18 protein-coding genes are annotated in these 25,240 nt (G+C 68.0%); 10 read left to right on the forward strand and 8 right to left on the reverse strand.

What is annotated here, in order from left to right; translation table 11 throughout:
- The first annotated feature begins 166 nt into the window (after positions 1-166).
- From EER34_RS07920 to EER34_RS07955, 8 genes are all read left to right on the forward strand, one after another.
- Positions 167-3,772 carry a LamG-like jellyroll fold domain-containing protein gene (locus tag EER34_RS07920; protein ID WP_127473946.1) on the forward strand — a complete coding sequence of 1,202 codons (3,606 nt, stop codon included), beginning with the start codon at positions 167-169 and terminating at the stop codon, positions 3,770-3,772.
- A 339-nt stretch (positions 3,773-4,111) separates the two neighbouring features.
- Positions 4,112-7,477 (forward strand): galactose-binding domain-containing protein, encoded by a 3,366-nt coding sequence (locus EER34_RS07925; RefSeq protein ID WP_164743502.1) that lies wholly within the window; start codon positions 4,112-4,114, stop codon positions 7,475-7,477.
- Between the two features lie 109 nt (positions 7,478-7,586).
- Positions 7,587-10,283, forward strand: a complete 2,697-nt coding sequence (locus EER34_RS07930) for a discoidin domain-containing protein (protein WP_164743503.1) — start codon at positions 7,587-7,589, stop codon at positions 10,281-10,283.
- Between the two features lie 330 nt (positions 10,284-10,613).
- Positions 10,614-12,377 (forward strand): arsenical pump-driving ATPase, encoded by a 1,764-nt coding sequence (gene arsA, locus EER34_RS07935; protein ID WP_127473949.1) that lies wholly within the window; start codon positions 10,614-10,616, stop codon positions 12,375-12,377.
- 249 nt (positions 12,378-12,626) lie between these two features.
- Positions 12,627-13,001 (forward strand): rhodanese-like domain-containing protein, encoded by a 375-nt coding sequence (locus tag EER34_RS07940; protein ID WP_205791418.1) that lies wholly within the window; start codon positions 12,627-12,629, stop codon positions 12,999-13,001.
- 59 nt (positions 13,002-13,060) lie between these two features.
- Positions 13,061-13,441 carry a thioredoxin family protein gene (locus tag EER34_RS07945; protein WP_127473951.1) on the forward strand — a complete coding sequence of 127 codons (381 nt, stop codon included), beginning with the start codon at positions 13,061-13,063 and terminating at the stop codon, positions 13,439-13,441.
- The gene (locus tag EER34_RS07950) at positions 13,438-15,129 is read left to right on the forward strand and encodes an FAD-dependent oxidoreductase (RefSeq protein ID WP_127473952.1); all 1,692 of its coding nucleotides are present in this window, start codon (positions 13,438-13,440) and stop codon (positions 15,127-15,129) included. The genes EER34_RS07945 and EER34_RS07950 overlap by 4 nt, the downstream gene beginning before the upstream one ends.
- On the forward strand, positions 15,122-15,385 hold the full coding sequence (locus tag EER34_RS07955; protein ID WP_127473953.1) for a metal-sensitive transcriptional regulator: 264 nt from the start codon (positions 15,122-15,124) through the stop codon (positions 15,383-15,385). Before EER34_RS07950 ends, EER34_RS07955 begins: the two co-directional genes overlap by 8 nt.
- 214 nt (positions 15,386-15,599) lie before the next feature.
- Here EER34_RS07955 and EER34_RS07965 read toward each other — a convergent pair whose 3' ends face one another.
- A complete protein-coding gene (locus tag EER34_RS07965) occupies positions 15,600-15,899 on the reverse strand; it encodes a metal-sensitive transcriptional regulator (RefSeq protein WP_127473955.1) in 300 nt (99 codons plus the stop codon).
- A 203-nt stretch (positions 15,900-16,102) separates the two neighbouring features.
- Here EER34_RS07965 and EER34_RS07970 point away from each other — a divergent pair, with 203 nt between their 5' ends.
- Positions 16,103-18,592, forward strand: coding sequence for an FAD-dependent oxidoreductase (locus EER34_RS07970; RefSeq protein WP_240642179.1), 2,490 nt, complete (start codon positions 16,103-16,105; stop codon positions 18,590-18,592).
- A gap of 59 nt (positions 18,593-18,651) precedes the next feature.
- Here the strand turns inward: EER34_RS07970 and EER34_RS07975 are convergent, their stop codons facing one another.
- A complete protein-coding gene (locus tag EER34_RS07975) occupies positions 18,652-19,869 on the reverse strand; it encodes a DUF8173 domain-containing protein (RefSeq protein ID WP_127473957.1) in 1,218 nt (405 codons plus the stop codon).
- 143 nt (positions 19,870-20,012) lie between these two features.
- Positions 20,013-20,393: a DUF5655 domain-containing protein gene (locus tag EER34_RS07980; RefSeq protein ID WP_240642182.1), complete on the reverse strand. Its 381-nt coding sequence runs from the start codon at positions 20,391-20,393 to the stop codon at positions 20,013-20,015.
- 133 nt (positions 20,394-20,526) lie between these two features.
- Between EER34_RS07980 and EER34_RS07985 the strand changes: the two genes are divergently transcribed.
- Complete coding sequence (locus tag EER34_RS07985) at positions 20,527-20,880, forward strand: ArsR/SmtB family transcription factor (protein ID WP_127473958.1); 354 nt, start codon at positions 20,527-20,529, stop codon at positions 20,878-20,880.
- Positions 20,881-21,224: 344 nt separating this feature from the next.
- On the opposite strand, the gene EER34_RS07990 is transcribed toward EER34_RS07985, so the two are convergent.
- The 5 genes from EER34_RS07990 to EER34_RS08010 all read right to left on the reverse strand — a co-directional run bounded on the left by EER34_RS07990 (position 21,225) and on the right by EER34_RS08010 (position 25,228).
- Complete coding sequence (locus tag EER34_RS07990) at positions 21,225-21,893, reverse strand: VOC family protein (protein ID WP_127473959.1); 669 nt, start codon at positions 21,891-21,893, stop codon at positions 21,225-21,227.
- A gap of 126 nt (positions 21,894-22,019) precedes the next feature.
- Positions 22,020-23,216 carry a DNA polymerase IV gene (gene dinB / locus EER34_RS07995; protein ID WP_127473960.1) on the reverse strand — a complete coding sequence of 399 codons (1,197 nt, stop codon included), beginning with the start codon at positions 23,214-23,216 and terminating at the stop codon, positions 22,020-22,022.
- A 90-nt stretch (positions 23,217-23,306) separates the two neighbouring features.
- Positions 23,307-23,843 carry a GNAT family N-acetyltransferase gene (locus EER34_RS08000; RefSeq protein WP_127473961.1) on the reverse strand — a complete coding sequence of 179 codons (537 nt, stop codon included), beginning with the start codon at positions 23,841-23,843 and terminating at the stop codon, positions 23,307-23,309.
- A 51-nt stretch (positions 23,844-23,894) separates the two neighbouring features.
- Positions 23,895-24,716 (reverse strand): MOSC domain-containing protein, encoded by an 822-nt coding sequence (locus EER34_RS08005; protein WP_127473962.1) that lies wholly within the window; start codon positions 24,714-24,716, stop codon positions 23,895-23,897.
- Positions 24,717-24,811: 95 nt separating this feature from the next.
- Positions 24,812-25,228, reverse strand: a complete 417-nt coding sequence (locus EER34_RS08010; protein ID WP_240642184.1) for an NUDIX hydrolase — start codon at positions 25,226-25,228, stop codon at positions 24,812-24,814.
- Positions 25,229-25,240 lie beyond the last annotated feature (12 nt).

The following is a 25,240-nucleotide window of genomic DNA, read 5'->3' on the forward strand; positions in this document are numbered from 1 at the left end:
GCTCTGTCACGCTTCCGAGAACCAGCCCCGCAGAGTCGCGGGACGCGAGGCGTCATCGAGGATCATGTGGATTCACGAGGCGTCGCGTGCGCACCCACCCTGAGCCGGCCGGCCCTTCGAAGCAACTCTGCCGCTGAACGCGCACGTCTGAAAGCACGGAGCCTCCATGCCACGCATCCACTCCTCCCGTCGTTTCGTCTCTCAGCTGGTGACTCTCAGTCTGCTGGCGGGAGCCGTGCTGATCGCTCCCGCCGGTCTCGGTGCTGCGTCGGCGGCCGGCGCAGGCTCGACGACGGCTTGGAGTGAGGGCTCCTTCCACGTCGACGCAGAAGGCGTGGTCTCGCGTTCAGACGTGGTGCTGCAGCGACCTATGGCCCTGACCCACGAGAGCATGCCGCTGGGCAACGGCAATCTGGGTGCCGCAGTTTGGTCGGTGCCCGGAGTCGGAATGATGGCCCAGCTCAACCGCGTCGATCTCTTCCCCAATCGCAAGTCGGCGGGCGAGGTCGTGTTCGACGGCCTGGGCGAGCTGCTGGATGAGGACACCTACCGAGGCCGGCTTGATCTCTACAACGGGCAGCTCGTCCAGTCTGCCGGTGACATGCAGGTGGTCTCGTATGTGCGCTCCGGGAGCGACCAGCTGGTGGTCGAGGTCACCGGGGCGGATCCGGATGTCATGCAGAACGTCGACCTCAAGCTGTGGAGCGCCGCAGCCGGAGCCGTCGAACGGCTGCCGAAGACGTACGCCGCGAATGGCGTTGCCGCACTGGCTGAGACGTGGTCTGACGACGAGTCCATCGCCGATGCTCAGCAGTTCTCAGGTGCGCCCGCGTCCGCGAAGTTCGGGTCGCTCATCGCTGCGACCGCCGTCGGGCGCGATCTCAACGCCTCAGTGGTGGACAGTAAGACGGTCCGGATCTCATTCAAGCCACGCACCGACGGCAGCTTCCGCGTGGTGGTCGGCGCTCCGCAGTACACAAACGCTCCCGACGACCCGGAGGCCGGCACGATCGACGCCGCAGTCGCGGAGGCGTCTTCATCGGCTCTGAGTGCGTCTGACCTGGCGGCGCCGCACCGCGACTGGTGGAACGACTTCTGGGAGACCGCCTCACCCCTGAAGATCACGTCGTCCGACGGAAGCGGCGAATACGTCGAGGCCCAGGTGGCGCTGAGCAAGTACACGATGGCCGCCATGGCACGCGGTCCGAAACCGGCCACGCACGGCGGCGTCGCCCACCTGTTCTCGGCATTCCGCGACACCCACCCCTGGAACGCTCCGGCGTACTGGCACTACAACCAGCGGATGGGGACCATGGCGAACTACCCCTCGAACATGACCTCCTTCAACGAGCCGTATTTCACGCTCTACACCGACAGCTACGAGCGTCTTCGCGCCCAGACGACGGCGGTCGTCGCGGGGGACATGCCGACTCGGGCGGCGGGGGCCGCCGCGGTTCCCGGCACTCGCTTGCTGGACTGGACCCCGACGTACGGCACGACTGTTCCCGACTCGTCCGGACGCGGACGCAGCGGCAACGTGGTCGGCTCCGCGACTCCCAGCTACATCTCGCCGGACGCCGCAGGCACGGCCCGTGGCAAGTCCGGGCTGGTTCTGGACGGCAGCACGTACGTCACGCTGCCTAACCCCGCCCTCCCCGAGCTGACGGCTCTGACCGTCGACATGCAGGTGAGGGTCGACAGCGTCGCAGGCTACCGTCGGCTGGTCGACTTCATCCCGGCGGGGGGCAACGGCTCCACCGGTTTCCTCGTCGACCTCGACCCGAGCAACCGCATCAGATTCATCGGGGCCGGGTTGTACCGGCAGACGACCGTCGCCCTTCCTCAGAGCCAGTGGACGAACGTCAGTCTGACGTTGACGAACGCCGGCGTGCTCACCGTCTACATCGACGGGCAGCAGCAGTGGCAGGAGGAGACGAACGTCGCCGTCTCGATTCCGGAGAACGACGCTCTGGCACTCCGCTTCGGGGCCGACCAGAACGGTAACAGCCGTCTCCATGGCGCGGTGAGCCGAGTCAGGATCTACTCCGAGAGCTTGTCCGCCGCACAGGTCGCGAGCATCGCCACGACGGGATGGCGCGGCCTGTGTGTCCCAGAGATGACTCGTTACGACGCCAAGAACACCACGTGGGGGCAACCGGCGTGCGACATCACGCAGCCGAATGCGGCGAACTACACCACGCACATTCTCTCCACCGGTCCGGAGATCGCCTTCAACATGATCAACCAAGCGGCGTACACCGGTGAGGACCTGGAGCCGCTGTATCCGTGGATCGCAGACGTCACGCGCTTCTACCTCTCTCGTCTCGACGCTCCGGGCACCGACGGGATTCGTCATCTGACGAAGGCGAACGCGTTCGAGGACGTCTGGCTGGGCACCGACCCGGCGCCGGACGTGGCGGCGATGCGAGTGCTGTTCCCCCTGGTCGAGGCGCTCGCTACCGACGTGGGCGACACGGTGCTCGCATCGCAGCTCGACGCCACGTTCGCGCAGCTCCCGCCGTTGCCCACCGGCGGAACCCCGTCGCTCCTCATTCGCACCAAGGACGGCAGCGGCGCCTTCAAGACCCCGATCCAGACTCCGCAACTGGAGGCGGTCTTCCCGTGGGGCCTCATCGGGCAGGCCTCGAGCGCCGGCCAGCTGCAGCTCGGACGGGACACCTTCGCCGCGCGACCGGGACAAGGATACGACTGGCGGCTCGATGCCGCGTGGGCGGCGCGCCTGGGTCTCGCGGCCGACGTCAAGTTCGCCCTGCTCGACGGTATCGAGAAGTTCCAGGTCTACCCCAACGGCATGGCGTCGTTCAACGGCGCGATCGGGGGCACCTATGCGAAGGCGTACTACGACGAGTGGCTGCATGTCGTCCGAACCGGCGTTCAGGAGGCACTTGTCCAGGACCACGACGGCGTGGTGCACGTCGCAAGCGCGTGGCCGGCGAGCTGGGACGTCGATGCCGAGCTGCAGATCCGGGGCGGTCACGACGTGAGTGTCCAGACCCGAGGTGGTGTGCCCACGTTGGTGGGGATCAACGCGGACAGCACTCAGCAGGTCACGGTCGCCAACCCGTGGCCCGGCCAGCAGATCGAGGTCGTCGAAGGGGAATTCCCGCACACGACGGTCGTGGCTCCGACGAATGCCGCGGAGATCGCCATCGACGTGGAAGACGGGGAGTCCTACGTCATTCAGCGGACCGCAATGCGAGTAAACGACGGAACCTTCACCTTTGAACAGGTCACCGGTGCCCAGACCGACGACATCAAGCTCCTCGGCTCACGGAGCATCGGCCTGCGGAGCACATTGACCCAGAGCCTCTCCACCGGGAAGTCCGCGCAACAGTCGTCGACCTACCAGGGCGCCGGCGCAGACCGCGCGGTGGACGGGGATTTCGATGGTGAGTACGGACATGGCTCGGTTTCTCACACGCTCAACACCGGCGCAACTCCGAATTGGTGGAAGGTCGACCTCGGCGCATCCCACAGCCTCACGCATGTCGATCTGTATCCGCGAACCGCGTGTTGCCCCGAGCGCCTGAGCAACTACTACGTGTTCGTGTCGGACGCCCCGTTCGACACGAGTCTCACCCCCGTGCAGCAGACGAATGCGCCAGGCGTCTGGCACAGCTTCCAGTCGGGTCCGGCCGCGCAGCCCACCAGGGTTCAGCTGCCCGCTGGCTCGACCGGGCGATATGTGATGGTGCAACTCGCCACGCAGGACTACCTCAGCATCGCAGAGGTGAACGTCTTCGGAGAGTAGCGCTCGAGCTCGCCGACCGAACCGGGAGAGCAGCGGACTTCTCTCTCGACATTCATCGATCCAATATCCTATAGTGCACTTGGATAGTGCAGGCAGACGAGGGAGTCAAGGATGCACATTGGGTTCACGCGCAGTCCCGTTCCGGTGCGATCGCCGCGTCGGGGAGCGGCTGTCCTCACCGTCGTTCTGGTCACGATCGGCCTCGTCGTCTCGCCTCTCGTCGGTGTCGCCCCAGCGGCTCATGCGTCGGTCTCCGACACAGTGTGGGCGGCTCCCTCTGGATCGGGCACGACGTGTTCCGAGGCGGCGCCGTGTTCGCTGGCGGGAGCGCAGGCGAAAGTGCGCACGTTGACGGCGTCGGCGACCGGCGACATCGAGGTCGTCGTCAAGGGCGGCACGTACTCGTTGTCGGCGCCGGTGACGTTCGGCCCGCAGGACTCCGGGAGGGATGCGACGCACCGGGTGCTGTGGAGGGCGGCCGCCGAGGAGACACCCGTGCTCAGCGGTGCGACGCCGGTGACGAACTGGACGGCGGGCGCCACCGTTGGCGGCCATCAGATCTGGTACGCCAAGGCTCCCGAATCGGTGACCGAGACTCGGGATCTCACCGTCAACGGCGCCCCGGCAGTGCGGGCGCGCAGCGACTACCAGCCCAACTTCACGTACGACTCGACCGACAACACGATCGGTCGGTTCACCACGCCGACCACAGCGAGCTCGATCTCGTCGTGGAAGGACAAGTCCGCAGTCGAGGCGGTGTTCCACTCGACGTTCATCACCAACCGCTGCACCGTGGGTCAGGTGACGAAGGACACCGCGGCCGGAAAGGACGTGGTCACGTTCGCCGACCCGTGCTGGTATTACTCGGAGTGGTCCGGCGACTTCGACCGTCACTCGCAGGTCGTGAACCAGCTGGAGAACGCGTACGAGCTGCTGGACCGCCCCGGGGAGTGGTACTTCGACCAGAACAAGGTCGTGAACGCGACCGAGCAGCGGTTCTACTACATTCCGCGTGACGGCGAGACGATGACCGGTACTGATGCCGCCGCGGTGACGGTGCCCCAGACTCAGGCCTTGCTGCAGGTCGCCGGCACGAACCAGACCGGTGTCGTCGAGCGGGTGAAGCACCTGGTTTTCGAGGGGCTGACCTTTGCCGACACCACCTGGAAGACGCCGGAGTACCAGGGCATGAGCGGCACCGCCGACGACACCAGTACCCAGATCACCTATTCCGGTGCGTGGATCGGAAGCACCGGTGTCAATGGGCAGTATCGGCGCACGCAGCACTACACGCAGACGAACGGTGCCTCCTTCTCCTACTCGTTCACCGGCACCGGAGTCTCCTTCATCAGCACACAGGATTCCCACCGGGGCAAATTCACCTACAAGATCGACAACGCGGACGCCAAGGAAAGCACCTGCGCGTCGACGAAGACCGTCTACCTGCAGCCGTGCCTGACCGTGGTGGGCCTGGCGCCCGGTTCGCACACCATCACGATCACCAAGGTCGACGGTGACTTCCTGAGCCTGGACCTCATGCGTGCGGTGACCGAGGGGCCGGCCGCCGACGATGTCACGACAAGTGAAATCAGCTACAACGGCTCCGCGAACGGCGGGGCCGGCAACTGGACGGCGCAGACGGGCGTGGCCGGTCAATACGCCGGTACCCAGCACTACACCGAGACCAACGGCGACCGGTTCACGTCTACCTTCACCGGCACCGGTGTGTCGTTCGTCTCCCAGCGGGCAAGCAACCGCGGCTCGTTCTCGTACAGCGTGGACGGCGGACCCACCGGGTCCGGGACCTGTGAGAGCGCTGACGCCATCGCGCAGACACCGTGTCTGACGGTTGCCGGACTGGCGCCGGGGACTCATACGATCACGGTCACCAAGACCGGTGGCCAGTACCTGTCGGTGGATCTGATGCGGCCGATCATTCTCCCGACGACAGGCACGCAGGGCGGCTTCGTTCAGATCCAGGCCAACGTCATGATCACCGGCGAGACGCAGATCTGCGATCTGTCCAACTTCGTCACGATGTCCGCCGCGGTGGAGTTCTCGAGGGTGAGTGACATCACCTTCGCCAAGAACACCATCACACGGGTCGGACAGACCGCGCTGAAGGTCGATCGGAGCTCGAACAACGTCACGATCGTCGGCAACGAGATCCACGACGTCGCCGGGAGCGGCATCCATGTCGGAGGTGTCTCCCTCACTGACCAGCGCCCGGCCGACACCGCTGACCGTATGCATGACATCACGATCACGAACAACTACGTGCACGACATCGGCACCGTGTACAACTCCGCCGTCGGCATCGTCGCCGGGTACGTCGATACGCTCACCATCTCGCACAACGAGATCGCCGACATCCCCTACAGCGGCGTCTCGGTGGGCTGGGGGTGGGGATTCCAGGACTCCGACGGCGGCATCTTCGGCAACGGCACCAATTGCCCGGACCGCGCGGAGCTGGACACCTACCCGACCGGGCCCACCGCCGCGAAGAACACCACCGTGAGCAGCAACTACATCCATGACTACATGAAGCTCGGTATGGACGGCGGCGGTGTCTACAGCCTCGGAGCGCAGCCGAACTCCACCATCACCGGGAACCACATCGCCCACACCGGCAACTACCAGGGTCACCAGAAGGGCTTCTATCTGGACAACGGCACCCACGGCTACTCGGTCAGCAACAACGTCCTCGAAGATCTCACCGTGCCCATGCTGCTGAACTACGGCGGCGGGATCGCCGCATCGGCCTACAACACAGACGATGGCGGCAACACCACGGATCCCACCACGACTGCGGCGAAGGCGATCATCGCGTCGGCCGGACTCGAACCTGCCTACCAGTACCTCAGCGATGAGTCGACGTCGTCCAACGCGGCGCTGGGCGCGACAGCGACGACGGAACACGCGGCCGCAGGCATGGGGGGAGCCAATGCCATCGACGGCAGGGCGCAGACCCGGTGGGAGACCCCCGCAGGTGACACGGCCGACTACCTGGAAGTGACGCTGCCCAGCCCCACCTGGGTGGACGGGGTCACGTTCAAGGAGAGCCAGTACCTCGGGCTCAGCCGCTACGGACGCATCAACACGTACACCCTCGAGTACAAGAACGGCACCTCGGGGTGGACGCATCTCGCCGCCGGCATCTACCCCAAGGTCGTGCAGGAGATCCCCTTCGCAAAGGTGCAGGCGACCGCATTCCGGCTGACGATCACCGCGTCCGGCAACGCCGGCATCGACGAGTTCGAGATAGATGGCGGCGTCAACTACGCGCTCGACGCGACGGCATCCCAGTCCTCGACCTATTCCACGGCGCAAGCTTCACGTGCGGTCGACGGCCTCACGAACGGCGACTACGGAGCGGGGTCAGTCACCCACACGGGCAATGACGTCAACGCGTGGTGGCAGGTCGATCTCGGTGCTTCCCGAGCCCTCACCGTGATCGAGGTGTTCAACCGCACCGAGCTCGTTCCGGAGCGGCTGTCGGACTACTGGGTGTTCGTGTCCGACACCCCGTTCAACACCGGCCTCACACCCAGCCAGCAGGCGAACACCAGCGGGGTATGGTCCCAGCACCTGACCACCCAGGCCGGCACCCCCACCATCGTGCCCGCACCCGCAACGGGCCGCTACATCATGGTCCAACTCAACGGCACCGGCTACCTCTCCCTCGCCGAGGTCCGCGCCTACTGACGTGTGTCAATCGTCCGGCAAGCCGCCGGGCGCGGGCACGAAGTCGGCGCACGAAAGCACATCTCGATGTCCCGCACCCCGTGAATTCATGGGTACTCAAGGAGGAAATATGCGATCCCCATTTGTGAATGGTGCCGCGGCGGGCGCTGTCGTCGCCGTGGTCCTCGGCAGCGCCATCGTGGCGGTGACTCCCGCCGCCGCCGCACCTCTCGTGGTGCAGACCACTCTGTGGGCCGCGCCAGGAGGGAGCGGATCGACGTGTTCGCAGGCGAGCCCCTGCTCGCTGGTCGGGGCACGGGACAAGGTGCGCGATCTCAACGATGACATGACGGGTGACATCGTCGTCAACCTGACCGACGGCAGATATGAGCTCGAAGAGCCTCTCGTCCTCGAGGAGAACGCCACGACGCATGACTCCGGTACGAACGGTTTCAACGTCATCTATCGGAATGCTCCGAACGCGACGCCCGTGCTGTCGGGTGGTGAGGTGGTGAGCGGATTCACTGAGGTTGAGGACGACGACGAGGCCGTGGACATCTATCAGGCATCCGTCAGCGAAGGACTGAACAGCCGACAACTGTACGTCGATGGGATCCGCGCGACGCGGGCCCGAAGCACAGGAAACCCGGGGTTCGCGGCCACCACCACGGGTTACACCGTTCCGGCTACCGGGTTCTACGCCGACATGGACGAGTGGGGGAATCAGTCCGACATCGAGGTGGCGGCGGCCCGCAGCTGGAAGCGAGCACGGTACAGCGTCGACACGATCGACGGCACCGTCATGACCATGGACAACCCGGGCTGGGCTGATGGCGCCACCCAGCCGGAGTACGCCGCGCGCGCGATGACGTGGATCGAGAACGCCTACGAGCTGCTCGACACCCCTGGCGAGTGGTACCTCGACCGGGGAACCGACACCCTTTTCTACATTCCTCTCCCCGATGAGGCGCCCGACGAGTCGACGTTCATTCTGGGCAGATCCGAGCAGCTGATTCGTGCAGCCGGCACGTCGGCGACGCCCCTGCACCATGTCCGGTTCGAGGGACTGACGTTCTCGCACGACAATTGGGTCGAGCCGAGCAGTGCGACGGGATACCCCGACTTCCAAGGCGGCGCGGTGTACCGCGGACCCGGCACATGGGACGACAACAACTACTTGACTCCCGCGGGCGTCGACTTCCGCTATGTGCAGGACGTGGTCGTGCAAGACAACATCTTCGAGCACATGTCGAACGCCGCGTTGGCGTTCGGCGCGGGGAGCCAATACAACCTCATCGACGGCAACGAATTCCGCGACATCTCCGGCAACGGGATCAACCTGGGCGGTATCACCAAGGCCGACCATCATCCCACCGACCCCGCGGCGATCGTCAAGAACAACACCGTCAGCAACAACGAGCTGACAACAGTCGGCGCCGAGTACCAGGACAATCCCGCGATATTCGTCGGATACACGCAGGGTTCGCGGATCGCGCACAACACGATCTCTGACGTCCCCTATACGGGCATCTCAATGGGGTGGGGGTGGGGGTACATCGACCAGCTCGGCACGTCGGTGGCGAAGCAGAACGTCATCCAGGGCAACCTCATCTACGACATCATGAAGTCGGTCCACGACGGAGGTGCGATCTATACGCTCGGCAGCCAGCCCGGGTCGAAAGTCGTCGACAACTACGCATACGCCGACCACTTCCCCTACGGATTCCTCTACCGCGACAACGGCTCTGCCGGCTTCCTCGACTCCAACAACGTCATCAGCAACGAAGACAGCGGCACGGATCGCTGGTATTTCGTCAACATGACCGCCGGCGGCTACTGGAACCCGAAGAACAACCACGCCGAAGGCAACTTCTACTCGAGCGGCCTCTCCGCAGTAGGAACGGGTGGCTCCAACACGCTCGGCACGAACACGTCCGTGGCATCGTTCGCATGGCCCGCCCCCGCTTTGGCCGTCATCGACGAGGCAGGCGTCGGCGGCGTCGACATCACGCCCACCACCGCCGGGGAGGTTCCCCTCTCGCGGGGAAAGGCGGCGGTGGCATCCAGCACCTACTCGGCCGCCTATTCGGCAGACAAAGCAGTGGACGGAAACCCCGCGACGCGCTGGGCGCAAGCCTCCGGTGCGGCAGATCCTTCGTCCCTCACCGTGGACCTCGGCGAACCGTTCGTCATCGCGAGTACCGCCACGTCGTACTACTTCCACCTCGGCAAGGGAGTCAAGTACAAGATCGAGTACTCCACCGACAACGCGACCTGGTCCACTTACGTCGACAAGACGGCCAAATTCTCGGTCCCAGGGCGCGACACTGCCGCCGGTGAGGTGGTTGCTCGGTATATGAGGATCACCTTTACGGCCACCCAGGCTCAAGGCGGAAGCATCTTCGAGTTCGACGTCTTCGGATGGCCCGTCCCGCCTGTGTCGCAGGGCAAGTCGGCCACGGCGTCGTCGACCTACTCTGCGGCATTCGATGCGAGCAAGGCCGTCGACGCAGATGCGGCATCGCGATGGGCGCAGGCGTCCGGTGCGGCCGATCCGTCGTGGTTGAAGGTCGACCTCGGCGCGAACCACACCATCTCCAAAACCGAGACCACGGCCTATCTGCATTCCGGGCTCGGGGTGAAGTACAAGATCGAGTACTCCACCGACAACACCACGTGGACGACCTTCGTCGACAGGACATCAGCCTTCTCGACACCCGGGACGGATACCCCTGCCTCACCGGTCACGGCGCGCTATGTGAGGATCACCCTGACGGCGACGCAGGGGCAGGGCGGGAGCGTCTACGACTTCAAGGTGTGGGAATGACACAGAGCGCCACCGCACACCCTGGGAAGGTAGCCGGATGACGGTATAGATCCAACCGTCACCGCCCCTTCGAGCCGGATCGAACCCTTGTCAGACGGGTTCGATCCGGCTCGATTCGCTGGGAACCGTCTCCTTCCTCTACGCGTGGGCATGGGCGCGGCGTGGTCCGGGCTTTGGGTGCACACGGTCACGCGGGACCTTCGGACTGCGCTGCTCGCCCACGCGGCGCCATGATCAAGGCACGGACTGCCGAACGAACCCGCTCCTGCGTCGCGGGTTGGCGGCCGGTGCCGCGCTGGGGATGCCCGCTCTGGAGGAGTTCGAATGATCATGCGGTACCTGAACGATGCGCCCCGATTCCTCTTCTTCACGGGGAAGGGCGGCGTCGGGAAGACATCGGTGGCGTGCGCGACGGCGGTCGACCTCGCGATGCGCGGGCAGCATGTGCTGCTTGTGAGTACCGACCCGGCATCCAACCTCGGTCAGGTGTTCGGCATCACGATCGGCGATCACCTCACGGACATCCCGTCGGTGCCCCGCCTGACCGCGCTGGAGATCGATCCGGAACAGGCTGTCGACGCCTATCGGGAGCGGATCATCGGGCCGCTGCGAGGGGTTCTGCCCGAGACGGAGCTCGCCGGAATCACCGAGGGCCTGTCGGGATCCTGCACCACCGAGATCGCATCCTTCGACGAGTTCACTCGACTGCTGACCGACGACTCCGTCTATGAGAAGTATGAGCATGTCATCTTCGACACCGCCCCCACCGGCCACACGATCCGCCTCTTGCAGCTGCCGGGGTCGTGGACCGCGTTCCTCTCCGCCGGCGGCGATGCGTCGTGTCTCGGTCCGCTCGCCGGTCTCGACACGCGCCGCGCGACGTACGAGGCCGCCGTCGCGGCGCTCACCGACCCCACCCGCACCAGGCTGGTCCTGGTTGCCCGCCCTCAGCACTCCGCGTTCAAGGAGATCGAGCGGACGTTCTCCGAGCTCACGGCGATCGGCATGACGGACGGCTTCGTCGTGATCAACGGCGTCCTTCCCGACCGTGCCGGCGATGAGCCGATCGCCGTCGCTCTGCGCTCGCGGGAGGCCGCGGCGATCTCGGCCATGCCGGCGGCGATCGCCGACCTGCCGCGAGATGTCTTGGAGCTCAAGACGGGGAACGTGGTCGGCGTCGATGCGCTGCGCGGATTCTTCGGACAAGACTGCTCTGATGCGGCGGACGCCGATGCGGTCGAGATCCCGGACGGCGCCGAGGCATCCCTGGCGGTGCTTGTGGATGAGATCGAGGGCGACGGTCACGGGCTTGTGATGTGCATGGGCAAGGGCGGAGTCGGCAAGACGACGATCGCTTCGGCCGTCGCACTCGCACTTGCCGATCGCGGCCACGATGTGCTCCTCACGACTACCGACCCCGCCGCTCACCTCACCGACACGCTCGGCGGGGTGGTCGAAGGCCTCACCGTGTCGCGGATCGATCCCGAGAGCGCGCTTGAGCAGTACCGGGCGCACGTCATGGCCACCAAAGGCAAGGAGCTGGATGAGGAGGGTCGGGCGGCCCTGGCCGAGGATCTGATGTCACCGTGCACCGCGGAGGTCGCGGTCTTCCAGCAGTTCTCCCGGGCGGTCCATGATTCGCGTCGCGCATTCGTCGTCATGGACACCGCCCCCACGGGCCACACCTTGCTGCTGCTGGACGCGGCCGGCTCGTATCACCGGGAGATCGCACGTCAGATGGGGTCGGCGAACATGACGTACTCGACACCGTTGATGCGCCTTCAGGATCCGGTGCAGACCAAGATCATCATCGTCACCCTCGCGGAGACGACCCCCGTGCTGGAAGCGACCGCTCTGCAGGACGACCTCGAACGGGCCGGCATCCACCCGTGGGCATGGGTCGTGAACAACTCCATCGCCGCGGCGCACCCCGAGTCGGCGTTTCTCCGCACCCGCGCCCGGAACGAGGTCGCACAGATCGCGCGGGTCCGGATGTTGGCGGATCGTTTCGCGGTGGTCCCGCTGCTGTCGGAAGAGCCGATCGGCGTCGCTCGGCTGTCTGCGTTGACTCGCGGCATCCCGCAGCACGCATAGCGCGACGGGGCCCTGGCGTGCCCGCATCCTCCCGTGCGCGCGAAGGGAGCCGGCGTCGTTCGCCGGACGATTCGCGATACCCCAGGGGGTATGTTATCGTGGTCGATATCGATCAGGAAAGAGGTGTCCCGATGTGCAGTCGAGTGACGTGCAGCGTCTGCGGCAAGGCGACCTGGGAGGGTTGCGGTCAGCACGTGGAGGAGGCTCTGCGGGGCGTCGCACAAGATCAGCTCTGCGCGGGGCATGACGATGTCGCGGCCTGATCGTCTGCGTTCGCTGACCCTCGGGGTCGCGTCGATCGCGCTGGCGCTCGGGGCGAGCGGCTGCGCGGCTTCGCCGGCGTCGATCGCCCTCGACGCCGACGCAGTGGTCGTGGATGTCCGCACTCCGGCCGAGTACGCGGCCGGGCACCTTGAGGGTGCCGTCAACATCGACTATCAGTCGCCGTCGTTCGCGAGCGAGGTGTCCGAGCTCGACTCCGACGCCGACTACGTCGTCTATTGCCAGTCCGGCAACCGCTCGGCCCAGGCAGCCTCCGCCATGGTCGCCGCCGACCTCTCGGTCCAGGACGCCGGGAGCATCGACGAAGCCGCAGGAGCCACCGGCTTGCCGGTCGTTCCGTAACCATCACCTTCGACATCGCCGGCAGAAGTCTGCCTCGAAAAATACCCTAGGCGGTAATCATGCCGACAACTGAGATGAGCGAGACCGCACTCCCGGCCGCGATCGCTGAAAACGACATCGTGTTCCTCGACTTCTGGGCGGCCTGGTGCAGCCCGTGCCGCACGTTCGCGCCCGTCTTCGAGCGCGCGTCCGAGGCGAACCCGGACATCGTGTTCGGGAAGATCGACACCGAGACCGAACGTGGCCTTGCCGCAGCGTTCCAGATCCGCTCCATCCCCACATTGATGGTCTTCCGTTCGGGCATCCTGGTCTTCTCGCAGCCGGGAGCGCTGGCCGCGCCCCAGTTGGATGAGCTCATCGATGCTGTCCGGGCCCTTGACATGGACGCCGTGCGCGCCGAGATCGCGCGCGCGACCGAGGCTGCCGAGGTCGTGCGATGAGAATCGTCATCGTCGGGGGAGTCGCCGGCGGCATGAGCTGTGCGGCTCGCGCCCGCCGGCTCGATGAGTCGGCCGAGATCATCGTGCTCGAGCGGGGCGCTCATGTCTCGTTCGCGAACTGCGGTCTGCCCTACTACGTGGGTGGTGAGATCGCCGACCCGCAGGCCCTGCTCGTGCAGACGCCCGAGTCGCTGCGCGCGGCGCTGGCGCTGGATGTGCGGCCGGGCAACGAAGTGATCGCACTCGACGCGTCCGCCCGCACGGTGACGGTGCGCTCGGCCGACGGCCTCGAGGAGATCGGCTTCGACGCGCTGGTGCTCTCACCGGGTGCCTCGGCCTTCGTGCCTCCGATCCCAGGGGTCGACTCCCCGCGGGTGCGGACGCTTCGCACCGTCGAGGACGCGATGGCGCTGCGCGAGAAGGTGACAGCCGGTGCTCGCCGCGCCGTCGTCCTCGGTGCGGGGTTCATCGGCATCGAAGCCGCTGAAGCCCTTGCCGCCCAGGGGCTCGAGGTCTCGGTCGTGGAACTGGCGCCGCAGCCGCTGCCGCCGGTCGAGCCCGAACTGGCGTGGCTCGTCTCCGAAGAGCTGCGTGCTCTGGGAATCGACCTGCACGTCGGGGTCGCGGCGATCTCCATCCAGCACGGCGCGGATGCCGACACGGTCGTGCTCGCCGACGGCACGCAGCTCGCAGCCGACCTCGTCGTCATGTCCGTCGGCGTGCGGCCCGACACGGCGATCTTCGAAGAGGCAGGCGTGGCCTGCGAACGCGGCGCGATGATCGTCGACAGCCACGGCCGCACCAGCATCCCGAACATCTGGGCCGTCGGCGACGCGACGCTCAGCGTCGACCCGATCACGGGCGCGCGACGCCCCGTCGCCCTGGCCGGTCCCGCCAACCGTGCCGGCCGGCTCGTCGCCGACGACATCCTCCGCCCCGAGATCGCCCGCGAGATCCCGCAGCCCGTCGGCACCGCCATCGTCCGGGTCGGATCGCTGACCGCCGCGCTGACCGGCGCGAACCGGACCGTCCTCGATGCTGCCGGCACCCGCTACCGCACGCTGCACCTGCACGCGAACCAGCACGCCGGCTACTTCCCCGGCGCCAGCCAGATTCACCTCGTCGTGCACCTGGACGCGGAGTCGGGCCGGCTGCTCGGCGCGCAGGCGGTGGGAGCCGAGGGCGTCGACAAGCGCATCGATGTGCTGGCCACTGCCATCCGTGCCGGCATGACCGCCGAGGACCTCATCGATCTCGACCTCGCCTACTCGCCCCCGTACGGGCAGGCGAAGGATGCCGTGAACCTCACCGGCATGGTCGGCGAGAACGTCCTGAACGGGACGCTGGACCTCTGGTACGCCGACGACTTCGACGACGTCATGGGCACGGCCCTGGTGCTGGACGTGCGCCGCGACGATGAATGGGCCACCGGGCACCTGCCCGGCGCGCTGCACATCCCGCACACCGAACTCAGGGAGCGCATCGACGAGGTGCACGGCCTCGCGGACGGCCGCCCGGTGCGGGTCATGTGCGCGTCCGGCGTCCGATCCGCGATCGCCCACCGCGTCCTGACCCAGGCCGGCGTGGACTCCGCATCGCTGTCCGGCGGCATCCTCACCCTGCGCGCCGTGCTCGGGGCCCGGGGCGTCGACATCCTCGAAGCCGAAGGCGCGCTGCAACGTGCCTGACGCACAGAAGCGGGTCTCGAATCGGCTGCGCCGAGCGCGAGGACAACTCGACGCGGTGATCGCCGCCGTCGAAGCTGACGCCCCGTGCCGAGACATCGTCACCCAGCTCGCCGCCGTCTCCGGTGCTCTCGACCGCGCGGGCTTCGCCATCGTCTCGGCCGCGCTGCAGGAATGCCTCGCCGTCCCCGACGCCGAGCGCGGCGACACGGACCTGTCCACCGAAGAGCTGGAGAAGCTCTTCCTCATGCTCGCCTGAACAATCTTCCAGAAGGAGACCACCCATGTGCTACGCCGTCACATGCAAGAAGTGCGGAAAGACCACCTGGTCCGGATGCGGTCAGCACGTCGACCAGGTCATGCGCGGGGTTCCCCGATCTCAGCGCTGCGAAGGTCACGCACACGAGCCGTCCAGCGGGTTCTTCGCCCGGCTGTTCGGCCAGTGACCGGAGCTGGCCTGCCGGGTGCCGCGGTCAGGCCAGAGTCAGGAACAGCTTCTCGAGTTCCTCTGGAGTGATCGAGGTGTCCTCCGGGTCGGCGATGCACGTGCGCATCGCCGACGCGACGATCGCGTAACCCGCCCGATCGAGCGCCTTCGAGACCGCCGACAGCTGAATGACGATGTCGCGACACTCGGCCCCCGACTCGACGGCCCGGATCACCGCCGCCAGTTGACCCTCCGCGCGGCGCAGCCGATTGACGATCTTCCGCTGCTGTGCGACGAGATCCGCGGCGCGGTCGACCTCGGCCGTGGACGCAGTGATGCTGTTCATGGGGCTTCCCTCGTTCGTCGTTGCTTCCCGCACCCTACACGATACCCTCCCGGGTATGACACCGCACGACGTGGCGCCATCGCGGACGCCTGAGAGCGGCACTCGGGACCTTCGGCCCGCACGTGCTCCGCGGACCAGGGAAGCATCAAGGGCGTGAACCCGGCGCGCGTGGCGCCGGGGAGGTCTTCCCGGGCCTCGGAGAGGTGGGTCCGTTGAAGATCGTCATCGTCGGGGGCGTGGCAGGAGGCGCGTCGGTCGCCGCGCGCGCACGCCGCCTGAATGAGTCGGCCGAGATCATCGTGTTCGAGCGCGGCGGGTACGTCTCGTTCGCGAATTGCGGTCTCCCGTACCACATCGGCGGCGTCATCTCCGATCGCAGCCGGCTCCTGCTGCAGACGCCCGAGAGCCTGCGCGACTCGCTCGACATCGACGTGCGGATCGCCACAGAAGTCGTCGCGCTGGACGCGACCGCGAAGACGGTCACGGTGCGCGAGGTCGACACCGGGCGGGAGTACGTCGAGACGTACGACGCGCTCGCGCTGTGCCAGGGCGCCGATCCGCTCCAGCTGCCGCTGCCGGGGGCCGACCTCCCCGGCATCCATGTCCTGCGCAACATCCACGACATGGACGAGATCAAGGCGAGCCTAGAAGCGGCGCTCGTGGCAGCGGGATCCCTCGGCCGTCCGACGCGGGCGGTCGTCATCGGCGCGGGATACATCGGCATCGAGATGGCCGAGAACCTTCGCCACCGTGGTGCCGAGGTCGCGGTCGTCGAGCTCGCCGACCAGATCCTGCCGCCGCTCGACAAGGACGTCTCGCTGCCGGTCGAGCAGCACATCCGCGGTCGGGGCGTCGATCTGCATCTGGGCACGGCGGCGGCCGCGTTCGCCAGGGCGCCTGGGGGCGGGCTCCGCGTCGAGCTGAACAACGGCGCCACGCTGGACGCCGACCTCGTCCTGCTCTCGGCGGGCGTCCGGCCCAACGTCTCACTCGCCCGCGACGCAGGACTCGAGCTCGGCCCCCGTGGCGGGATCGCCGTCGACACGCACATGCGCACATCCGATGCTGCGATCTGGGCGGCCGGCGACGCCGTCGAGACGCCGCACACGGTGCTCCCCGGCAGCTGGCTCACGCCGCTCGCCGGCCCGGCGAACCGCGAAGCCCGGGTCGCCGCGGAGAACATCTGCGGCCGCGACACGGAGTACCTCTCCACCCAGGGCACATCGATCGTCAAGGCATTCGAGATGGCAGCGGGCGGCACGGGCGCGACCGAGCGTCAGCTCGAGAAGCTCGGCGTCGAATACCGCGCGGTCCACCTTCACCCGTCCGGTCACGCGGGGTACTACCCCGGCACCGCGGCGATGCACATGAAGGTCCTGTTCGATCCGGAAACGGGCGCCATCCTCGGCGCGCAGATCGCCGGCTTCGACGGGGTGGACAAGCGCCTCGACGTGCTTGCGACGTGCATCCGCCTGGGTGCGACGGTGCACGACCTCGAGTCGCTCGAGCTCGCGTATGCCCCGCCGTTCGGATCGGCGAAGGATCCGGTCAACATGGCGGGCTTCGTCGCGACGAACGTCCTGAAGGGCGACCTCGTCCTCTGGTACGCCCAGGACTTCCCCGCGGCCGTGGAGGGCGCACGGATCATCGATGTGCGAACCCCCGAGGAGTACGGCATCTGGCACATCCCGGGCGCCGAGAACGTGCCGCTCGGTACGCTGCGCGCGCAGTGCCCTTCGTGGGACGCGTCGCGCCCCGTGCGGCTCTACTGCGCCGTCGGCTTCCGCAGCTACCTCGCCTACCGCATCCTCGTACAGCTCGGATTCTCGGACGTCGCAACCCTCTCCGGTGGATCGACGACATTCCGCTTCTGGCATGACCTCGAGCCGGTCGGGTTCGAGTCCCGGCCCGCGGAGATCCACTACGCGGAAGCGCTCGACCTGGTCGGCGCGGCTCGCGGCACCGGGGAGGTCGTCGATCTCGACTGCACGGGCCTGGCCTGTCCGGGACCGATCATGAGGCTGGCCCAGAGGATGGACGAGCTCGAGCCCGGCGACGACATCGTCGTGCACGTGTCGGATCCCGGCTTTGCACAGGACGCGCCCGCCTGGGCCGGGAGCAAGGGGCACGAGCTCCTCGCGCTCGAGCCCGAGGGCCCGGGTTACGTCGCGACCATCCGCAAGGGCGGTGCTCGGCCCGCCGACGCCCGCACTGCCGCGAAGCTCGATCAGGTGTCGTTCGTCGTGTTCTCCGGCGACATGGACAAGCTGCTCGCGGCATTCATCATCGCGAACGGCGCGATCGCGATGGGCCAGAAGGTCTCCATGTTCTTCACCTTCTGGGGTCTCAACGCCCTGCGCCGAGAGAACCCGCCCAAGCAGAAGCGCAGGACGCTCGACCGCATGTTCGGCATGATGATGCCCTCGGGGCCCGAGAAGCTCCCCCTGTCGCAGATGAACATGCTCGGCATGGGGCCGGCGATGATCAAGCACGTCATGAAGCAGCACTCCGTGCAGAGCGTGCCGGAACTCATGCAGGCGGCGCGCGAGGGCGGTGCCCGACTCATCGGATGCACCATGACGATGGATCTGCTCGGCATCGCCGAATCCGACCTCATCGACGGAATCGAGCTCGGCGGAGTCGCGACGTTCCTCGGCGAAGCCGACAAGTCGGGCACGACACTGTTCATCTAGACCAGTCGTGGGCGCCCAAGCGCCGGCTCGATGCGCGATACCTGCTCGCCGCGCGAGCCCTACGGGAGCGCGGGACCTTGCGGCGGTGTCGGTGCCGGTGCCGGTGCCGGTGACGCCGGTGCCACCCCGGCGGACGGCTGCGGCGGTGTGGTTGCGCTGACGGACAGCGGCGATGCGGTGGTCGGCGCCGGCGTGAGCCGCCAGGGCCGCTGGCGGTGGATCTCGAGCAGCTGCGCGCCGAGGCCGAAGAACACCATCGCGAGCCAGACCAGGATGTTTAGCCAGGGGATCTGCAGCGCGACGATGAGGATCACACCGCCGACGAGCGACCTGACCACCGGATGCTGGTTGCCGCGGAACAGGAGCCGTCCGATGTAGTACGCGGAGTACACGAACGTCGCGAGGACCATCAGCGTCCACACGAGCAGACCCGCGAGCGCGAGAGGGGCGCCGACGATCGTGACCGCGAGGAACAGCAGAGCGACCGGAACGGCGATGGCTCCGACGAATCCGACGAGCAGCGCCTTCCACGGCGACGGCACGAGGTGGTCGGTCACGCGGTGCAGCCAGCGCGGGAAGAGGAGTCCGGTGAGCAGGGTGATGAGGCTGAGAGCGACGAGCGCGTAGAACAGCCCGAGGAACCAGCCGATGAGCACCGCCCACGGTGAGACTTCGACCCGGGGCGTCTGCGGAGGCTCGATTCGCTCGACGGTGCCGTCCACTGCGCCCTCCGCGATGCGTGCGTCGTCGTCGCTCACGTACGTCAGGCTGCCGCCGACGGAGCCGTCGATGGTGAGGCGTCCCACGCTGACGATGACGTCGCGTCCGATTTCGCCGCCGATGCTGACGCTGCCCGCAGCCGCGACCAGATCGTCGCCGACGACTCCCGAGTCGCCGACCGTCAAGCTCGCCGCGAAGACGGTGCCGCTGCGCGAGACCTCGCCCGTGATCGAGACGTCCTGTCCGCTGAGGCGCACGTCGCCGTCGACCGTGCCGGTGATCGTGATGGTCTGGGCTGCGGCGATGACGTCACCCGTGACATCGCCGCTGATCGTGACGCTCTGGCCGGCGGCGTACACGTCGCCGTCGACCACGCCCGTCACGTCGACGAGAGCACCGGTGTAGAACTGCGGACCCTCGCGATCGTCCGCGGCCGAAGCGGCATCGAGAGACGGCGCGGGCGTGACGCCGAATGCCGCCGCCCCGGTGCCGAACGTCAGGATGACAGCCGCGAGGAACACGGCCAGAGAACGGCGAATGCGCGGCTGAACGCTCATCAGGATGCCCCTATCGAATCGACACGCGGCAGAATGGCCACGGGTTCACTGTGCGGGGGTGGGAGGGCATCCGCAGGGCCAAAGGTCCCGCGCCTCGCCGGTACGGACGGGTCTTCCGGTGACCGATCTCGCCTTCGATGACGTCAGCCCGGTCCGGGCCGGCGCGCCTCCTCGTACGCGCGATCGATCCAATCGAGCAGCTCGCGGTCGACGTCTTGTACGAGGCGAAGCTCGAGGTGATGCATCCACGTCGACGGGGACGGGTGGGCGACGGCCTTGAATCGAGAGGAGTGCAGCTCCTCCCTCAGCGCGATGGAGACCACGACCGGCACATCACTGTTCACGTACTGCCCGGGCGCCCACGCGTATGCGAATCCTCGCCCGGCGCGGAAGGCCACCTGGCTCTTCGACACCACCACCTCGACGCCGTCGCGCCCCACGAGCGGCCGGGCGAGCGCGCGGTAGATGGAGACGGCCTTCTCATCGGAGGCGAAGAACTCCTCTCCGGCGATCGGCTGGGTCATGGCGCAACACTAAGCGGAGTGGGTGCCGCGGGGGATGCCCGCGGGGGGCGAGCTCCGCGCGGCAGTCCGCCGAGGAGAGGGTCCTGCATTCTCGATCTTATCCGATATCCTATAGTTACCCAGGAGGTGTGAGATGTCGGACGTAGAGCGACTCGTGATCGCCTTCGCAGCGCTTGCGAACGCCTCCCGGCTCTCGCTACTCCGAGAGCTCAGCCGACCGACGCCGCGCAACGGCCACCTCGGCGGCGGGCAGACCATCTCCGAACTCGCCGCGAAGACCGAACTGTCCCGATTCGCCGCGTCTCGGCATCTCGGCATCCTGCGCGAAGCGGGCCTCGTGCACGGCGTGCGAGACGGCAGTCGGATGCTTCACCGCCTCGAGGGCGCCGCGCTCGACGAGATCGACGACTGGCTGTTTCCGCTGCTCATCAGCGCCGGACGAGCAGAACCGACCGCGCTGCATGCGCCCGAGGCATCCGCCAGATGACGGCACACACGGCGTCCGCGTCGTAGGTGCGTTCGGCGGCGCGTCGCATTGAGGGCGCTGACGCGACCCCGGCGAACGAGGGAGCCCCGCCCGGTGGCGCTTTGGAGGCCGCGGGCGGGGCTGCGGTCTGCCACTCCCCCCGGAGAGGCGGACGGTGTCGTGCGCTGGGGACGCACGACTGAGGGCTGGGGTCCCTCAGTGCGAGATCCTATATCGTATCCTTCCGGGTTTCAAGACTCCGTTGCGATCCGGACTGCCGTGTCATCCGCGACGAACGCCGGTCGGCAGATCTCCTGTGATTGCCGCCCCGTCCGGGGAGTCCGACGCGCCTGGCGGAGTGGGAGTCAGTCGTACGTGTCGGTCCAGGACGCGATATCGACACCGTGGTTGTCGGGCGACGCGAGCGACCACCAGGCCGGAGCGTGCGAATCATCGACGAGTCTCCCTCCGGCGGCGAGCGCGGCATCCACTCGCGCCTGTGCCCTTTCGGCGGGCACGAAGACGTCGAAGTGGGTCCGGCCCCTCGCCGGCGAGTCGCCGGTGATCGGGTTGAACGCGAGCTGCGGTCCGCACCGCAGCGGGTCGATCGCGTCGGTGTCGCCGAACGCCTCATAGCCGAGTGCTGCGATGAAGAACGGGCGAACATCGGCCTGAGAGTGCTGGGCGACGTAGATGCCCACCGACTGCGCGAGCGATGGATCGGCGGTCAGCTGCAGCTCGGCGGCTGCCTGTGACACGGCCGCCGCAAAGTCGCCGGCGGCCGCGGGGATGCCCTCCGGCCGGTAGGGGACGCGCACGACGACCCCCTCGGGCCGCACGTCGATGTCGGGGAGGATGCCGTACCGCTCGGAGGCGGCGAGGATCGGTGCGATGAGACCCGCCGCGTGCGGGAGCGAGGTCGCGGTGTAGACAGCCTGCGGGCCCGTGCCCGTGACATGCCAGCCGGACCCGCGCGATGCTCGGTGGAATGCGGCCGCGGAGATCCACTCCGGTTCGCTCGTGGACTCGCCCATGTCACTCCTTCGCACAGACTCGGCGTCGACCCCGTCGACGACCGGGACCCGCGCGGACTCCACGGTACTCGGGGCGCACGGCGCGATGCAGCCCGCCCGTGCGGGGGTCACGTCGTTGAGATCCGGTCATTCGTGCTCCGGCAGCATCGGCGCCGACCAGCCCGGGTCGCGCCCGAGCTGCGCTGCCCGGGCGACCGACGCCGAGCCGAAGCGATCGCGGACCGCGTCGAGCACCGTGTCGAGCCGCGCTTCGTCGCCCCAATCGATCGGAAGTTCCGGCTGGATGCTGTCGGCACGCCCCAGCTGTGACAGCGAGACCCCGATGAGGGTGATGCCCCGCGCCTCGATCTCCGGCAGCGCGGCGGCGAGCAGAGCCCGAGCGACGGCGAGCAGCACGGCCGTGCGTTCGGTCGGCAGGCGGACTGTACGCGATCGGGTGGCCTTCGCGAAGTCGCCGAAGCGAAGGCGCAGCACGACCGTGCGGCACACCCGATCGCGGTCGCGCAGCCGCCGCGCGAGCCGGTCGACGATCTGGGTGAGGATGAGGTCGAGCTCTTCGGCCGTGCGCGGCCGGCTGCCGAGTGCGCGCTGGGAGCCGATGGAGCCGCGTCGTCGCGTGGTGTCGACGGGCCGCGGATCCCGCAGCCGGGCGAGCGCGTGCAGGTGTGCGCCGGTCGCCCTGCCCAGGAGTCTCTCGGCGGTCGCGGCCTCGAGTTCGGCCAATTGTCCGACGGTGTGGATGCCGAGCCGATGCAGTTTCTCGGCGGTCACGGCACCGACGCCCCAGAGACGTTCGACGGGGAGCGGGAGCAGGAAGGCCTGCTCCCGCTCGGGTTCGACCACGAGCAGTCCGTCCGGCTTGCTGACCGCGCTCGCGACCTTGGCGAGGAACTTGGTCCGCGCGACCCCCACGGAGATGGCCAGGCCGACCTCCGCACGAACCCGCTCGCGAAGTCGCACCGCCACCTGCTCGGGTGAGCCCGCGATCCGTCGGAGGCCGCCGACCTCGAGGAACGCCTCGTCGATGGAGAGTCCCTCCACGAGCGGAGTCGTGTCGCGGAAGATCGCGAACACGTCTCGACTGGCCGCCGAGTACGCCTCCATGCGAGGCGGGACCACCACGGCATCCGGGCACAGGTCGCGCGCTTGTCGGCCACCCATCGCGGTGCGCACCCCGCGGGCCTTCGCCTCGTAGCTCGCGGCCAGCACCACGCCCCCGCCGACGATGACGGGGCGCCCGCGAAGTGCCGGCGCATCGCGCTGCTCGACCGAGGCGTAGAACGCGTCGAGATCGGCGTGCAGCACGGTCGCCTCGCCCCGCATTCCGCCTCCCGCCGATCATCCGTCCTGCGGATCGTCGCACGCACCGGGGACATGGTCGGCGCCGGCGATCGCACCAGGACGCGTGCGGGGTTACGGCTTCGGCTTCCAGTCCCGGGCGAGGAGGCCGAGCAGCACCTCGTCCAGGAACTCGCCCATCACCCACGCCGACGAGCGCAGCACGCCCTCCCGGACGAATCCGTTGCTCTCGGCGGCGCGGAGCATCGCGGCGTTGTCGGACAGCGTCTCGATCTGCAGCCGGTGCAGCCCGCGCACGGTGAAGCCGTAGTGGCAGAGCACGGCGACCACGTCGGTTCCGTAGCCCTTGCCGCGTGCGGCGGGGAGCAGGCCGAGCCCGATGTGCGCGGACCGGTGGTGGGTGTCGATGCCCCACAGCGTCGCCGTGCCGACGAGCGCGCCGCCGACGAGCTCGACGACCGAGAACTGGACGAGCCCCTGTGCCTTGTCGTCGACCACGAGCCGGGGGTCCTTCGAGTCGGGCGTGATGGGCCGCCACGGCTGGGCCTCGGCCCGGGACGAGCCGGCGACGTCGTCGTAGAGCTCGGTGCGAAGGACCGGGATGTCGTCCTCGTGCCGCGCCCGGAGCGCGACCTTGGTGCCTGTGAGCATTCCCCTTTCCTATCCGTCCGCATGGCTCGGTGGCAACCGCACCGACGCGCGTCAGCCCGGAAAGACGGCGTCGCCCACCGCGATGACCGCGTCGTCGGGCGACGCTGCCAGGTCGGGCACGAGCCAGACGCCGAACCAGGTCTTCCCGTCCCGGCGTCGGTGCTTCGCGAGGGTGCGGATCGGCTCCTTGCCGCGCACCAGCGAGACCGGGTCGATGGTCGTCATGACACACCGGTCGCAGACGCCGCTCACGCGGAAGCGCACGTCGCCCAGCTGCACGGCGGGCCAGGAGTCCTCGGCGAACGGGTCGTCCGGCTCGCCGTCGACGATCACGTTCGGACGGAAGCGGAGGATGTCGAGCGCGGGCGTCTCGTCATCGGTCCACAGGTCGAGCTGAGCGAGCGAGGATTCGCTCGCGAGCAGCAGCGGCCCCACGTCGGCCAGCGACACGTGATCGCCGGGCTCGCCGCCGTGCGCCGGATTCACGGCGCGAACCCGCGGATCGGGCTGCCAGACCAGGCGCACCTCGCGACCGATCCGGGCGCTCAGCCACGCGTCGGCGTCGGGGCCTGCCGGCAGTGCGGTGCCCTGGCGGGAGTGTCCTACCGCGATGGGCGCGGCATCCCCCGGCACGGCGACCCGCAGCGGCTCGGCCCCTCCGTCGCGGTCGCCCAGCAGCAGCCCGTCGGGCAGCACCTCGGCGGTGAGCCCGAGCAGGGCCTTCGCTTCGCGAGCGGTGACCGGCTCGCCCTCGGGATCGACGACCGCCCAGCGGCGATCGGCCTCGAGACCCCAGGGGAGCACTCGCGCCGAGTCCACGTCCGCTCCGGCGAAGGACTTGACGGGATAGACGCGGAGCCGGGTCACCTGCATCCGAGAACGCTATCGCGCGGAATCGGCGACACCCCTGCGGTCGCTCGTCCGCCGCGTCCTCACCGCCCGCGCCGCCGGGTCGTCCGCGGCCGCGGTCACGACGGGAGGAAGTTCTCCCGGGCGAGCGGGGCGATCTCGAGGTGGTCGGCGTCGGCGCGCGTCACCCACCGCAGCTCGGCGATCTCGGCGCCGACCATCGGCTCCTGCGATCCGATCTCGGCGGCGAACACATCGGCCACCACCAGGAACCCCGGCTCGTTCGCCGCCGCGGCGGTGAACGACCCGAGAGAGCGCAGATCGCGCGGGGCGATCCGGATGCCGAGTTCCTCCGCCAGCTCGCGGCTCAGGGTCTCGTCGGGCGTCTCGCCCGGCTCGGGTTTGCCACCGGGCTGCATGAACGCCGTCGTTCCCTGCTTTCGGACCAGGAGCAACCGGTCGTCCTCGTCGAGGATGACGGCCGCCGATACGTGGATCCGCCGGGGGCCGGTCTGATCGGCGGTCTCGGAGGTCACCGTCGCACGGTA

Origin of the sequence: Microbacterium sulfonylureivorans, assembly GCF_003999995.1 — a bacterium.
In the GTDB taxonomy this organism is placed as follows: domain Bacteria; phylum Actinomycetota; class Actinomycetes; order Actinomycetales; family Microbacteriaceae; genus Microbacterium; species Microbacterium sulfonylureivorans.